The 13,232-nt window shown below is 64.1% G+C and carries 14 protein-coding genes and 1 tRNA gene; 7 read left to right on the forward strand and 8 right to left on the reverse strand.

Going from position 1 to position 13,232, the window contains the following annotated elements:
- Nucleotides 1-250: 250 nt before the first annotated feature.
- From QK290_RS07360 to tmk, 5 genes are all read right to left on the reverse strand, one after another.
- Nucleotides 251-757: a hypothetical protein gene (locus tag QK290_RS07360; protein WP_282330023.1), complete on the reverse strand. Its 507-nt coding sequence runs from the start codon at nt 755-757 to the stop codon at nt 251-253.
- A gap of 349 nt (nt 758-1,106) precedes the next feature.
- A tRNA-Thr gene (locus QK290_RS07365) sits at nt 1,107-1,179 on the reverse strand.
- Nucleotides 1,180-1,274: 95 nt separating this feature from the next.
- Nucleotides 1,275-2,840 carry an alpha/beta hydrolase gene (locus QK290_RS07370; protein ID WP_282330024.1) on the reverse strand — a complete coding sequence of 522 codons (1,566 nt, stop codon included), beginning with the start codon at nt 2,838-2,840 and terminating at the stop codon, nt 1,275-1,277.
- A 21-nt stretch (nt 2,841-2,861) separates the two neighbouring features.
- Nucleotides 2,862-4,004: a DNA polymerase III subunit delta' gene (locus tag QK290_RS07375; protein ID WP_282330025.1), complete on the reverse strand. Its 1,143-nt coding sequence runs from the start codon at nt 4,002-4,004 to the stop codon at nt 2,862-2,864.
- Nucleotides 4,001-4,657 (reverse strand): dTMP kinase, encoded by a 657-nt coding sequence (tmk, locus tag QK290_RS07380; RefSeq protein WP_282330026.1) that lies wholly within the window; start codon nt 4,655-4,657, stop codon nt 4,001-4,003. Before tmk ends, QK290_RS07375 begins: the two co-directional genes overlap by 4 nt.
- Before the next feature lie 53 nt (nt 4,658-4,710).
- Here tmk and QK290_RS07385 point away from each other — a divergent pair, with 53 nt between their 5' ends.
- Together QK290_RS07385 and QK290_RS07390 are read left to right on the forward strand one after the other, a co-directional pair.
- Complete coding sequence (locus QK290_RS07385; RefSeq protein WP_282330027.1) at nt 4,711-5,901, forward strand: aminotransferase class I/II-fold pyridoxal phosphate-dependent enzyme; 1,191 nt, start codon at nt 4,711-4,713, stop codon at nt 5,899-5,901.
- Between the two features lie 9 nt (nt 5,902-5,910).
- Nucleotides 5,911-6,261 (forward strand): DUF2516 family protein, encoded by a 351-nt coding sequence (locus QK290_RS07390; protein ID WP_282330028.1) that lies wholly within the window; start codon nt 5,911-5,913, stop codon nt 6,259-6,261.
- 74 nt (nt 6,262-6,335) lie between these two features.
- Here QK290_RS07390 and QK290_RS07395 read toward each other — a convergent pair whose 3' ends face one another.
- Nucleotides 6,336-7,196 carry a class I SAM-dependent methyltransferase gene (locus QK290_RS07395; protein ID WP_282330029.1) on the reverse strand — a complete coding sequence of 287 codons (861 nt, stop codon included), beginning with the start codon at nt 7,194-7,196 and terminating at the stop codon, nt 6,336-6,338.
- 130 nt (nt 7,197-7,326) lie between these two features.
- Between QK290_RS07395 and QK290_RS07400 the strand changes: the two genes are divergently transcribed.
- A complete protein-coding gene (locus QK290_RS07400; RefSeq protein WP_282330030.1) occupies nt 7,327-8,073 on the forward strand; it encodes a phosphoglyceromutase in 747 nt (248 codons plus the stop codon).
- Between the two features lie 78 nt (nt 8,074-8,151).
- Here the strand turns inward: QK290_RS07400 and phoU are convergent, their stop codons facing one another.
- Nucleotides 8,152-8,805, reverse strand: a complete 654-nt coding sequence (gene phoU, locus QK290_RS07405) for a phosphate signaling complex protein PhoU (protein ID WP_282330031.1) — start codon at nt 8,803-8,805, stop codon at nt 8,152-8,154.
- Nucleotides 8,806-9,006: 201 nt separating this feature from the next.
- Here phoU and QK290_RS07410 point away from each other — a divergent pair, with 201 nt between their 5' ends.
- Together QK290_RS07410 and QK290_RS07415 are read left to right on the forward strand one after the other, a co-directional pair.
- The gene (locus QK290_RS07410; protein WP_282330057.1) at nt 9,007-10,215 is read left to right on the forward strand and encodes an ATP-binding protein; all 1,209 of its coding nucleotides are present in this window, start codon (nt 9,007-9,009) and stop codon (nt 10,213-10,215) included.
- On the forward strand, nt 10,212-10,892 hold the full coding sequence (locus QK290_RS07415; RefSeq protein ID WP_185262586.1) for a response regulator transcription factor: 681 nt from the start codon (nt 10,212-10,214) through the stop codon (nt 10,890-10,892). The genes QK290_RS07410 and QK290_RS07415 overlap by 4 nt, the downstream gene beginning before the upstream one ends.
- Nucleotides 10,893-10,981: 89 nt before the next feature.
- Here the strand turns inward: QK290_RS07415 and QK290_RS07420 are convergent, their stop codons facing one another.
- Nucleotides 10,982-11,527: a hypothetical protein gene (locus QK290_RS07420; RefSeq protein ID WP_282330058.1), complete on the reverse strand. Its 546-nt coding sequence runs from the start codon at nt 11,525-11,527 to the stop codon at nt 10,982-10,984.
- Nucleotides 11,528-11,797: 270 nt separating this feature from the next.
- Here QK290_RS07420 and QK290_RS07425 point away from each other — a divergent pair, with 270 nt between their 5' ends.
- Together QK290_RS07425 and ispD are read left to right on the forward strand one after the other, a co-directional pair.
- The gene (locus QK290_RS07425; protein WP_026266570.1) at nt 11,798-12,280 is read left to right on the forward strand and encodes a CarD family transcriptional regulator; all 483 of its coding nucleotides are present in this window, start codon (nt 11,798-11,800) and stop codon (nt 12,278-12,280) included.
- Nucleotides 12,281-12,425: 145 nt separating this feature from the next.
- Nucleotides 12,426-13,232 (forward strand): 2-C-methyl-D-erythritol 4-phosphate cytidylyltransferase, encoded by an 807-nt coding sequence (gene ispD, locus QK290_RS07430; RefSeq protein ID WP_282330033.1) that lies wholly within the window; start codon nt 12,426-12,428, stop codon nt 13,230-13,232.

The following is a 13,232-nucleotide window of genomic DNA, read 5'->3' on the forward strand; positions in this document are numbered from 1 at the left end:
GAGTCGCGTCCGGGGCTCCCGATCAAGGATCCAGACCCACTGCGAGCGGAGAGGCAAGCCGATTTCGGACGTCCGGGTTTCAGTTCTAAGGTCTGAGACCGGTTCGCAGTCTGTCCGGTACACTCCCCAATCCCCGGTTATGTTCTGCACGAGGGACGCCCTTCCGCCAGATGAGCAGGCCCCTGCCGTGGTCCCCGCAGGGGCTCGAGCTCGTCCCCTTGGGAGTTGCCGGAGGCATCCATTGTGACTGCTAGAACAGCGGCTCCCGCCCCTTTGTGGCAAGCAACCAGTTACATTCGTCACGGACCCAATCGGGGACTTCCGCCGTCAGCATGAGGTACGTATCCCCCGAAGCGCCTAGCGTGCCTGAGCCAAGCTCCGTATAGTGGTCGCCGCACAAGAACGCACCACCCTTCGTCCCATTCATCTCAACGATGGCGTCGTATCGGGCGTCCCGGCTACACAAGTCGCACTTAGGAAGCTCTGAATCGACGTAGACGTCGCCGAGTTTGGGACTAGAAATGAGACGCTCTTCGTCAACAAGCTCGTAGATATGGGCCAGTTCGTGGAGCACATGTTCGGCGGGCGGCGCCGCAAGCTTCCCGTCCAGATCCCTGGCCGGCCAAGCCATGGCATGAAGGTTGACGTGATCGGAGACTGATACAAATGCCAGTTTCAGTCGCTCCTCGGTGTCTGAGCCTTCAGGTAGGTCGAGTGGCTCGTCAGGCAGCGGCAACAGTGGGTCCGGAAGGTTCATACGCCGAGTCTAGTTAAGTCACATCTGTATCGAGACACATAGGTGTCGAGAATCCGAGTCGTATTGGGAGGAGGGAGTCACAGGCTCGCAGGAGGATCACTCATGGGGCACAGCAGCATTTCCTCATTGCGGCGTTCCTGACCGTCCCCAGTCTGGCGCGCACCAGCTGGGACCGAGCACCGCGGTGCCGCCCTGAACTTGGACGGCTAGCGGAAGATGTCAGGTGACGAAAAAGTTACGAAGACCCCGGGAATCGATCTTAAAACGAGGGAATGCACAGGAACTCGTAAATGTCAACAAACCAGCGAAAAACCCCCTAAAAACCGTGGTTTCTAGGGGGTTTATCCCGAGCTTCCTATCAGAATCGAACTGATGACCTTTTCATTACGAGTGAAACGCTCTACCGACTGAGCTAAGGAAGCACCGCACAAATTCATCCGGCGTAACCGGGCGGTTCATGCAAGAGTCAACTGTAATAGAGTCCCTGCGCCCGGGTCAAAATGGGGTCCCAGAAACGTCAGCAGACCGTGTTGTCGGTGGGAACCGTTCCGTCCACGAGGTACTTGTTCACGGCGTCTTCGAGGCAGCTGTTGGCCCGGCCGTAGGCGGTGTGGCCCTCTCCCCGCCAAGTCAGCAGCGAGGCGTTGCCCAGCTGCTTGCGCAGGGACGCCGCCCATTCCACGGGGGTGGCAGGGTCTCCGGTGGTTCCGACAACTACAATCGGGGCTTCGCCGGCATACTCCACCGGGGCAGGAGTCCGCAGGTTTTTATACGGCCAGTCCAAACAGTTGGTGCCGCCGTAGGCGAAGAAGTAGCCCAGGGTGGGGGAGGCCTGCATAAGCCGTTGTTGTTCGGCGCGCATCCCGGCCGTGTCGGACACCATGGGGTAGTCCAGGCAGTTGATGGCGCCAAAGGCGAAGGTCGAGTTGGACGTGTACTTCCCGTCGGCGCCGCGGTCAGCGCCGAGGTCCGCCAGACGGAGCATCAGACTCACGTCGCCCGTAGTAGCGGCCTCCAAGGCCTGGGTCAGGGCAGGCCAGCTCTGGTCGTTATACAGCGGGGTGATGAGGCCACTGACGAACATCGTGGCGTTCACCAGGCGGCCGTCCTTGGCCAGCCTGGGTGTCGACTGGACGGCGTTGATGATGTCGCGGATCTGCTGGACGCCGCTGTCCACGTTCCCGGTGAGCGGACACGAGGATTCCTGCTGGCAGCTGGCCACATAGGCCCTGATGGCCTTTTCGAAGGCCACTGCCTGGCCGTTGGTCAGCTCCTCGTTGCTGATGGAAGGATCCAGGGCACCATCGAGGACCATCCGGCCCACATTGTCCGGGAACAGTGAGGCGTAGGTGGAACCGAGGAACGTGCCGTAGGAGTACCCCAGGTAATTGAGCTTCGCGTCGTTGACCACAGCCCGCAGGACGTCCAGGTCCTTGGCCGCGCTGACCGTGTCCACGTGGCCCAGTACAGGCCCGGTCTTTTCGGCGCACTGCTCCGCGATGGCCTTGTTGTCAGCCAACGCGGCGGCCAGTCCGGCGTCGGTGTCCAGGGCGTAGACCTTGGCCCGTGAAGCGTCCCGTTCGGCATCCGTCAGGCAGGTCACCGGGGCGGAGCGTTTGACGCCGCGCGGGTCGAATCCCACCAGATCGTAGCTGGCCCGGACGGACTGCGAGAAGTGCGTTCCTGCCGCATCCTTGACGAAGTCGTAGCCGGACCCGCCCGGACCGCCCGGATTGACCAGCAGGCTGCCGGTTTTCTTGCCCGTACTGGGAGCCCGCAGCGCAGCTATCTGGATCGTGTCGCCATCCGGCTTCGCGTAGTCCATGGGCACGGTGACCTTGGCGCACTGGAAGCCGTTTTCGCAAGGCTCCCACACGACCTCCTGGGCATAGAAAGCATCCAATCCGGCGGGCGCGGACGCCACGATGGACGGGTCTGCTTTGGCCCCGGGAGGGGCTGCGTCCGGGGTATCCCCGCCCAGGAGGCTGCACGAGGCCAGCGTCAGGGCCAGGATCAGGGCGCCGGCAGCCCGCAGCCCAATCACCAGGGATCGGGAGCATGCGGGCAGGGGGCGTGCAGTCATCGAGCGGTCTCCTAGTAGTTGCTAGATCAGGCTGGCTGCCATCGACTCAATGGTCAATAGCGGAGCAACGTTAGTGGTGGTAATTCGTTGGCGGGCTTTATTGATCGCGTCCATGCGGGCGAGGGTGGTCTCCGGGGCAGACCGGGCAGCGAATTCCTCCAGCTCACCCCTGAGCTCAACGTTCACCAGCTCCACGGCGTTCCCGAACTGGATGATCAGCACATCCCGGTAGAACGAGAGGAGGTCCGTCAGTGTCCGGTCCAGGGAGTCCGTGATGGATCGCTTGGCCCGCCGTTTCTGGTCGTCTTCCAGCTGCCTGACCTGGCTGCGCAGCGATGGCGGGAGCATTCCTGACTCCGGGGCGCCCAGGGTGGCCAGCAGCGCAGCCCTCTCGGCGGCGTCGCGCTCTTCATTGGAACTGCTGGCTTCCGCGGTGGCGATCTTCACCAGCTTGTCCGCCATCATCACCGCCGCGGTCACACCGCGCAGACCCAGCGGGAATCTCACGGTTTCCAGCCGGCGTTCCCTCGCCTCAGGGTCCCGCGCCAGCCGGCGGGCGATCCCCACATGGCTTTGCGCCGCGCGGGCCGCACGTTCGGCGAGGATCGGATCCACCCCGTCGCGCTTGACCAGCAAAGCGGCGACGTCGGCGGCCGGAGGAAGGCGCAGGGCCACAGCGCGGCAGCGCGAACGGATGGTCACCAGGACGTCAGCGGGCGACGGCGCACACAGCATCCAGATGGTCCGCGGAGTGGGTTCCTCGATGGCCTTCAGCAACACGTTGGTGGTCCGCTCGGCCATGCGGTCGGCGTCTTCCACCACAATGATGCGCCAGCGCCCGGAAGAGGGCCGGTTGCCCGCCTTGGAAACCAGGTCGCGGGCTTCATCGATGGTGATGGTGACCTTCTCGGTCCTGACGTACGTCACGTCCGAATGGGTTTCGCCGAGGATGGTCAGGCAGGCTGGACACTCGCCGCAGCCGCGCCTGGCGACGTCGTCCTGGTCGCAGTTGAGGGCCGCCGCGAAGGCCTTCGCTGCGTTGGAACGCCCGGAGCCGGGCGGGCCGGTGAACAGCCAGGCATGGGTCAGTCCCTCTCCCTGCGAGGCCTGCCGGAGCTGTTCGACGACGGTGGGCTGCCCCTGAAGGTCGTCCCAGACGGTCACGCGGCGCCCCGGCCTGCAGACGCGAGCAGGGCATCCACCCGGGCGATGATGCGCGCGGCCAGTTCGGTGACGGGCAGGTCAGCAGGCAGGATCAGGTACGTCGCCGGCCGGCCGGCGGCCAGTGCGAGGAACGCTCCGCGGATTGTTGAATGGAACTCGTCGGCCTCTGACTCAAGGCGGTCTTCGGCGGCGTCCCCGGCTGTGCGGCGGCGGCGGCCGTCGGCCGGATCCACGTCCAACAGCACGGTGAGATCGGGCTGCAGCCCCGACGTCGCCCATTCGTTGAGGGTGCGCACGGCGTCGGCACCCAGATCCCGGCCGGCACCCTGGTATGCCACGGACGAATCAATGTAGCGGTCTGTCAGGACCACCTCGCCGCGTTCCAGCGCCGGGCGGATGACCTGGCTGGCATGGGCTGCGCGGGAGGCGGCGAAGATGAGGGCCTCGGTGTGGGCGTCGATGTGACCGTGGCCGTGGTCCAGGACCAGGGAACGCAGTTTTTCGCCAATGGGCGTCCCGCCGGGTTCGCGGGTCCGCAGGACCGTCAGGCCACGTGTTTCCAGGGTTTCGGCAAGCCTGGCAGCCTGGGTGGACTTGCCGGCGCCGTCGCCGCCCTCGAAGGCGATGAAAAGTCCGGGGCTGTTGGTGGTCACTGCTCAAGACTACCGACTTCGGACGCCGCCGCACGTCCAAGTACGCTTTCTCCATGAGTCTCCCGGAACAGCACGCAGCCTCCCTGTCGGCCGAAACCGTGGTGGTTGCCGCCGGCCGGCCGCCCCGTGAGCGGGACGAGCCCGTCAACCCGCCCATTGTGCTGTCCTCGACATACTTCGGCACGGGAGCGCTCGGCGACGGGGACCGGGGCTACGGCCGCTATTCCAATCCCACCTGGGATCCCTTTGAGGAGGCCCTGGGCCAGCTTGAAGGATCTGAACTGCCCGGCCTGCTCTACGCGTCCGGACTTGCCGCCGTCAGTTCGGCACTGTCCCTGCTGCCCGCTGGCGGCGTCCTGGTGATGCCGTCACACAGCTACGCGGGCTCGCTGGTGATGGCCACGGAGCTGGCGCAGAAGGGCTTCCTGGAACTGCGGACTGTGGATATCGCGGACACGGACGCGGTCAAAGCACAGCTCGCCCCGCAGGGCCCGGACGCCAAGGCAGCCAGGATGCTGTGGCTTGAGAGCCCCACCAACCCCATGCTGGGCATCGCCGATATCCGCGAACTCACTGCGGCGGCCCATCAGGTGGGCGCCATTGTGGTGACAGACAATACGTTCTCGACGCCGTTGGTGCAGCAGCCGCTGAGCCTGGGTTCCGACGTCGTCCTTCACTCGGTGACCAAATACCTGGCCGGGCACTCCGACGTCGTCCTCGGCGCCCTGGTGACCTCCAACCCGGACATCCGGGCAGCGCTGCTGCACCACCGCATCATCCACGGCGGCATTGCCGGGCCGTTCGAGGCATGGCTTGCACTGCGCGGGCTCCGGACGCTGGCCCTGCGTGTGGAGAGGTCACAGGCGTCCGCCGCGGTCCTGGCCGAACGCCTCAGCGCGCACCCCCTGATCGACAGCATCCGGTTCCCGGGCCTGCCCACGGACCCCGGCCACGAACGGGCCAAGACGCAGATGACGGGGTTCGGTTCGATTGTGTGCGTGCAGATCGCGCCCGTTGCCGGCCTGAGCGGTGCGGACGCCGCGGACAAACTGGTCCGCGCGTTGCGGCTCTGGCTCCCGGCGACATCCCTGGGCGGGGTGGAATCGCTGATCGAACGGCGCCGCCGCCACGCCGCTGAGCCGCTGAGCGTCCCGGACAACCTGGTGCGCCTGAGCGTCGGCATTGAGAACATTGAGGACCTCTGGGCCGATTTGAAGCAGGCACTGGACTCGCTGGGCCGCTAGGCTTGGACGGTGGACGGTGAACTGATTATTCGGCCTGTAGAGCTGGCAGTGTTTTTTATCCTTGCCCTGGTGGCATTCGGACTTGAAGTGTGGGCTCTGCTGGACTGCGTCAGGCACAAGTCCGCCGCCTTTGAAGCGACGGGCAAACGAACCAAGACCTTCTGGCTGGCACTGACCGGCGGCGCCACCCTGATCGGCGCCATCTCACTCTTCAGTGGCGGCGGAATCTTCGGCACACTTGGCCTCTTTGGGCTCGCGGCCGTGGTTTCAGCCTCGGTGTACCTCGCCGACGTCCGGCCAGCGGTCAAGGACGCGGGCCGCGGCGGCAGCCGCAACACGGGGCCCCACGGGGGCTGGTAGTCCCCGCCGGCCCCCTCAGCTCGCAAGCTCGCTCAGGGAACCCTGCCGGCGTGGGCCCACCCGCCGGCTGCCAACTAACCCAGTGGCGCCAGAGCATCCCAGGCCACCGTCAGTTCGCCCAGGCGCCACCGCGACGGCCCGTCCTGAACCGGCCACCCGCCGTCGAGCAGTGCCTTGCACATGGCGTGCCAACGCTGCCGGTTGCCGAATGACGCCAGCGGCGCCGACTCCAGCCAGGCCCTGTCCATGGCTTGCATCAGCCGGTGAACAGGCTCACCGGGAACGTTGCGGTGGATCAGCACTTTCGGCAGCCGTTCGGCAATTTCAGAGGGCAGGTCAAAGCTGCCGAAGCGCACGGACATGCTCAGGGACAACGGCCGCTCGGCGTCGAGGGAAACCCACGTCACGCGCCGCCCGATCTCATCGCAGGTTCCGTCGATAAAGATCCCGCCGGGGGCAAGCCGGCCCTGGACCAGCCGCCAGATCCCCGCCACGTCAGCCTCTTCGTACTGCCGCAGGACGTTGAACGCGCGGACCAACACCGGGCGCCCGGGCAGCGGCAACTCGAATCCGCCCACCTGGAAGCTCAGGCCCGGCCTTTCGAGCATTTTGGCCACCCGGACGCGCTCCGGCTCGATTTCGATGCCACATACCCGCACGTCCGGCCGGACGGTGCGGAGGCGTTCAAAGAGTTCGACGGCGGTGGCCGGCGTTGCACCGTAGCCCAGGTCAATCACGAGTGGGTCTTCGGCGGCGCGCAGGCGCGAGGCCTGGGGGCCGGTGAGCCAGCGGTCCACCCGCCGCATCCGGTTGGGATTGGTGGTGCCCCGGGTGACGTTTCCAACAGGCTTGCCTGGCTTGGCGGGTTTGGCCGGCCCGCCGGCGGTTCTACCCGAGATCTGGGCGTTTGCCACCCGTTCAGCTTTTTGCACCACCGCCCCACTGTATCTTCCAACGCGGGGTCACTTACGGCCCATCCAACGCTCCGCCATGGGCCGTAAGTGACCCCGCGTTGCAGAACGTAACGCCCGGCGGTGTCTCGGCGGATCAATTAGGATAAAAATCATGACTTACAAGCTGATTCTGCTGCGCCACGGCCACAGCGAATGGAACGCCAAGAACCTGTTCACCGGCTGGGTGGACGTTGACCTGAACGACCAGGGCCGCGAGGAAGCAGCACGCGGCGGCGAGCTCCTGGTTGAGAACGATCTTCTCCCGGATGTCCTGTACACCTCGCTCCTGAAGCGGGCCATCAACACCGCCAATATCTCCCTGGACAAGGCCGACCGCGGCTGGATCCCCGTCAAGCGGGACTGGCGCCTGAACGAACGCCACTACGGTGCCCTGCAGGGCAAGGACAAGGCACAGACCCTGGCCGAATACGGCGAGGACCAGTTCATGGAATGGCGCCGGTCCTACGACACCCCGCCGCCGCCCCTGGCCGATGACTCCGAGTTTTCCCAGGTCCGCGACCCCCGTTACGCGGACCTCGGCGACTCACTGCCCCGCACCGAGTGCCTCAAAGATGTCCTGGTCCGCCTGCTTCCTTACTGGGAATCAGATATCAAGGAAGACCTCAAGGCCGGCAAAACGGTCCTGGTCACCGCCCACGGCAACTCGCTGCGCGCCCTGGTCAAGCACCTGGACGGCATCAGCGACGACGCCATCGCCGGCCTGAACATCCCGACGGGCATCCCGCTGGTCTACGACTTGGACGAGGACTTCCAGCCGGTCAAGCCGGGCGGCACCTACCTGGACCCGGACGCTGCTGCGGAAGCCATCCTGGCAGTGGCCAACCAGGGCAAGAAGTAGGACTCCGCAGGTTAATTGACGACGGCGGGTCGGTCACCTCAGGTGACCGACCCGCCGTCGTATGTGGTTCCGGAGCAGCTAGAAGCCCTGCGGCTGCCATTCGCCGGTGACCAGGTACGTGACCTTGCGGGCCACCGACACGCCGTGGTCGGCGAAGCGTTCGAAGTAGCGGCTCGCAAGGGCCACATCCACCGTGGTGGCGGGGGACTCGGCCCAGCCCGGCGCGGCGATCGCCTTGAAGACGCTCAGGTGAAGGTCGTCGATGACGCTGTTTGCCTTGAGGATGTCGCGGGCGACTTCGAGGTCCCGGGACTCCAGCAGCACGATGAGCTTGTCCGCGATCAGTTGGTCCTGCTCGGCCATTTTGTTAAACGTTTCCGTCATGGAGGCAGGAATCACAGTCGACGGGAAGCGCAGCCGGGCCAGCTGGGCGATGTGGCGGGCCAGGTCACCCATCCGCTCCAGGGAAGCGCTCATGCGCAGGGAACCCACGATCATCCGCAGATCGCTGGCCACCGGCCCCTGCAGGGCAAGGATATCGATGGCACGCTCATCGAGACTGGTCTGCAAAAAGTCGATACGGGCGTCCGCGGCAATGACATCCTCAGCCAGATCAACGTCGGCAACCTGGAAGGACGTAGCGGCCTTCCCCATCGCCTCGCTGACCAGCTTAGAAATCTCCACCAGCTGCTCACTCACCTGGGTCAGCTCTTCCTGAAAAACCTTACGCACGTGGGCGTCCTTTCTTTGGAACTCCGCCCTTAGGTGGCAGACGGAACTCATGTCGCCATTCGGCACTCCAACGTATAACTCTGTCAGCGTCCGGTAAACGATTAGTCGTTTGTAGATGAACGTTAGTTGAACCGTCCCCGCAATGGCCCATGACGCACCGTCCGGCCATGAACCACGGCCTAAGCTGGAGCTGTGGATCCTATGCTCATCGGTGTCATCGCCGGCCTGGTCGGCCTGTCACTCGGCACTTTTGGCGTGCTCGCCTTCAGGATCAGTGAAAAGCAGCGCAAGCTTGTCGACGTCGACATGGACGAACCTGCCTTGCCTGCCGGCGCCGCGGAGGTGCTGGCCGTCGTCGGACGGGCTTTTGTAGTGGTGGACGCCGTGGATGGTGTGGTGCGGGCCAGCCCCGCAGCTTATGCGTACGGCCTGGTACGCGGCCATACGGTGGTGCACAAGGAGCTGCTGGACATGACGGCAGGAGTGCGCCGCGACGGCGTGATCCTGGAGAAAAAGCTGGAACTGCCGCGTGGCCCGCTGGGCCAGGGAACCATCATCGTGCAGGTCCGGGCAGCCATGCTCGGCGAGGAATATATCGTCCTGCTGGCCGACGACCGCACCGAAATCACCCGCACTGAGGAAATCCGCAACGACTTTGTGGCCAACGTGTCCCACGAGCTGAAGACCCCGGTGGGCGCAATTTCCCTGCTGGCCGAGGCGCTGGAGTCCTCAGCCGACGACGAACAAGCGGTTCGCCGTTTCGCCAAGCGGATGCACAAAGAATCGGGCCGCCTTGCCGCGCTGGTCCAGGACATCATCGAACTGTCCCGCCTCCAGGGTGCCAGCGTCTCCCGGGAGGGCAAGGCCGTGGACATCAACACGGTCATCACTGAAGCAGTGGACCGCTCCCAACTCCCCGCCGAAAGCAAGAACATCCGGATCGTAGTGGGTGACCGGGTTGAAGCAACTGTTTTCGGCGACCGGGACCTGCTGGTGACCGCACTGCGTAACCTGATCGACAACGCCATCCGCTACTCCCCGGAAAACACCAGGGTGGGCGTGGGCGTCCGGTCCAAGGAGGGGCTGATTGCCGTTTCCGTCACGGACCAGGGCGAGGGCCTGACCCCGGAGGACCAGGAGCGCGTGTTTGAGCGTTTCTACCGGGTGGATGCGGCGCGTTCGCGCCACACGGGCGGAACGGGCCTGGGCCTGAGCATTGTCAAGCACGTTGCCTCCAACCACGGCGGTGAAGTGACTTTGTGGTCCCGGCCCGGCCAGGGTTCCACTTTCACCCTGCGGCTGCCTGAGATGGAAAGCCGGGACGAACCGGATACTGCAGGTGCCAAACAACGAGTCGTACCTGAGCGTGCTAAAGAACGCGGCGTACATGAGCAAGGAGCCAGCTCTTGAGCAGGATTTTGATTGTTGAAGACGAAGAATCTTTCAGTGATCCGTTGTCCTATTTGTTGGGCAAGGAGGGGTTCGAGGTTGAGGTTGTAGACAACGGCTTGGACGCCATCACCGAATTCGACCGGAATGGGGCTGATCTGGTGCTGCTGGATCTGCAGCTCCCCGGTCTGTCAGGCACTGAGGTCTGCCGCCAGCTGCGGCAGCGCTCCAGCGTTCCGGTCATCATGCTGACGGCCAAGGACTCCGAGATAGACAAGGTGGTTGGCCTGGAGCTGGGTGCCGACGACTACGTCACCAAGCCCTATTCCTCCCGCGAGCTTGTGGCTCGCGTGCGGGCCGTGCTCCGCCGGCAGGGTGAACCTGAGGAGCTCATCTCCGCCACGGTGCAGGCCGGACCTGTCCGGATGGATATCGAACGGCATGTGGTCAGCGTGGAGGGACAGCAGGTCCTCTTGCCACTGAAGGAATTCGAGCTGCTGGAAATGCTGCTGCGCAATTCCGGCCGCGTGCTGACCCGCGGGCAGTTGATCGACCGGGTCTGGGGTTCGGACTACGTGGGAGACACCAAAACCCTTGATGTGCACGTCAAGCGGCTGCGCGGCAAGATCGAGCCGGACCCATCCGTGCCCCGCTACCTGGTAACAGTCCGCGGTCTGGGCTACAAGTTCGAGCCGTAGGCTTTCCCGCCGGTAAGGCATACGAAGCTTCAAGTGCACAAAAGGAGGGTCTCCCCGCGGGAGACCCTCCTTTTGTGCTTTGTTGCTGTTTAGTGGGCCGCACCTGTGCCGGTGGCCGACGGCGACGGGCTGGGTGTGGCGGATTCTGTCGGTTCGCTGCCAGCCGGCAGGTACTCCTTGTATTCCGCCAGCGAATCATCCAGGACAGGGATCCGGACAGTCTTGCTCACGTTCGTGCCGTCTTCAGTGACCTTGACGTCCACCAGTGAACCGGCGATGCCGCCGCTGGTGCTGAGAATGGCTTCGTCCGTGGAGTCGTTGAGCAGGGTATAGGAGTTGGCTTTCACCGGCACCTGTGTCTGCGAACCCTCGGCACCGTTGACCGTGAGCTTGACGTCCTTCGAAGAGGAGTTGTAAACCGCGCCGAGCAGGCGGCCGGGCTTGTCTTCGCCGGCGGAGACAATCAGCATGTTGCGAAGCTGCAGCGGACCCAGGTCGGCGCGGATACCGTCCGACGCCGCGTACTGGTGAGAAGTCTGTTGGGGGTTAATGTAGCCGCAGCCGGTCATCGTCGCCAGGACGAGGGCCAGGGATCCTGCCGCCAGTGCCAGTTTGCCGCCCTGGGCCCGGTTCATCGCAGTGAAACGCACGTCACGTACTCCTCGAGAGTCTTGAAACATTATTCAGCCATAGCCTAACGGCAAACCAGGCTAAACGAGGATTCCGTGCGGTCACATGGCCCTTGGCAGCGGGCCGCGGATGCACTATTATCTGCATCCGTCAAGGGGTCCAAGGGGGTCTATTCTGCCCATTTTCCGCGTATTTCCGGGGTTCCGGGGCCTGTTCGAGGCCAGTCATATGCCTGAATCGTGATAAACTGGTCTGCGGGAAAGGGGAATGTACACATGGTATTTGAGGTCGGCGAGACAGTAGTTTACCCTCACCACGGTGCGGCAAAAATTGAAGAAATCAAGATGCGCACGGTCAAGGGCGAAGAGAAAATGTATCTCAAGCTCAAGGTGGCTCAGGGTGATCTGACCATTGAAGTTCCAGCAGAGAACGTTGACCTTGTTGGGGTTCGTGACGTAGTGGGCAAGGAAGGTCTGGAGCACGTATTCGATGTGTTGCGGGCCGAGTTCACGGAAGAACCCACCAACTGGTCGCGCAGATACAAGGCAAATCTGGAGAAGCTTGCTTCCGGTGACGTCATCAAGGTAGCAGAGGTTGTTCGCGACCTCTGGCGTCGTGATCACGATCGGGGCCTTTCCGCAGGTGAGAAGCGCATGCTGGCCAAGGCCCGTCAGATTCTGATTTCAGAACTTGCATTGGCTGAAAAGACTGATGAAGAGAAGGCTGCAAGCGTTCTCGACGAGGTCCTGGCTTCCTAAGAATTGAACCCCGGGGGCACGCAAGTGCCTCCGGGGCTTCTTTTTGCCCTTTTTCGGACCACGATCGGACCACGTCCGATGTGCCAGGCGCGTCGCGCGGTCGGGATTCGGCAGGCCGGGCAGGCAGGCACGTAGGCTGGACAGCATGAACAACGGACTTCCGCGCCCCGTCACCGCCGTCGTCATAGTGGCTGCCGGTTCCGGCGAACGGCTGGGTTATGGCATGCCCAAGGCGCGTGTGCCACTGGGTAGCTACACCATCCTCACCCATGCCCTCCGGGGCGCCGCAGCCGCCGGCGTTGCGCGCCAGATCTGTGTGGCCCTTCCGCCCGGCGATACCGTCCTGCAGGAATTGTGCGAGGACTTCGCCGAGGAACTCCGGGCAGCGCACGACGGAAACCCGGACAGCGCGCCTCCTGTTTTGACAACGGTCGACGGCGGCGCCACCCGTGCCGCGTCCGTCCGGTCAGCGTTGGCCGCCTTGCTGGACGGCACCGAAGCCGTGCTGGTCCACGATGCCGCCAGGGCGCTGACGCCCGAGTACGTCTTCCACCGGGTTGTTGATTCCCTGGCTGCTGGTGCCGTTGCGGTGATTCCGACGGTACCGGTGGTGGATACGGTGAAGATGGTTACCCCCACCTCTGGTGAAGACACCAGCATCGCCCCGGAACTCGTGACGGGTACTGCCCCGCGGGAAGAGCTCCGCGCGGTCCAGACACCCCAAGGGTTCCGCCTGTCCACGCTGATCCAGGCCCATCAGGCGGCGTCGGGCTTTGATGAGAAACAAGCGGCCGCAGTCACCGACGACGCGATGCTGGTGGAACTGCTGGGCGTTCCGGTGCACGCGGTCCATGGCTCCACGCAGTCACTGAAAATCACCACGCCGCTGGACCTGATTATTGCCGAGGGCCTGCTGGAAGGTCCGCTGGGTATCCGCTGGGTGGAAGGTTAG

It is taken from the genome of Pseudarthrobacter sp. AL07 (genome assembly GCF_029960665.1).
Lineage (GTDB): Bacteria > Actinomycetota > Actinomycetes > Actinomycetales > Micrococcaceae > Arthrobacter.

What these genes read in the sequence shown, in the direction of transcription:
- ispD (WP_282330033.1), top strand. Translation starts at nt 12,426, where the DNA reads ATGAACAACGGACTTCCGCGCCCCGTCACCGCCGTCGTCATAGTGGCT.
- QK290_RS07425 (WP_026266570.1), top strand. Translation starts at nt 11,798, where the DNA reads ATGGTATTTGAGGTCGGCGAGACAGTAGTTTACCCTCACCACGGTGCG.
- QK290_RS07410 (WP_282330057.1), top strand. Translation starts at nt 9,007, where the DNA reads ATGCTCATCGGTGTCATCGCCGGCCTGGTCGGCCTGTCACTCGGCACT.
- QK290_RS07385 (WP_282330027.1), top strand. Translation starts at nt 4,711, where the DNA reads ATGAGTCTCCCGGAACAGCACGCAGCCTCCCTGTCGGCCGAAACCGTG.
- QK290_RS07420 (WP_282330058.1), bottom strand. Translation starts at nt 11,527, where the DNA reads ATGAACCGGGCCCAGGGCGGCAAACTGGCACTGGCGGCAGGATCCCTG.
- QK290_RS07360 (WP_282330023.1), bottom strand. Translation starts at nt 757, where the DNA reads ATGAACCTTCCGGACCCACTGTTGCCGCTGCCTGACGAGCCACTCGAC.
- QK290_RS07370 (WP_282330024.1), bottom strand. Translation starts at nt 2,840, where the DNA reads ATGACTGCACGCCCCCTGCCCGCATGCTCCCGATCCCTGGTGATTGGG.
- QK290_RS07400 (WP_282330030.1), top strand. Translation starts at nt 7,327, where the DNA reads ATGACTTACAAGCTGATTCTGCTGCGCCACGGCCACAGCGAATGGAAC.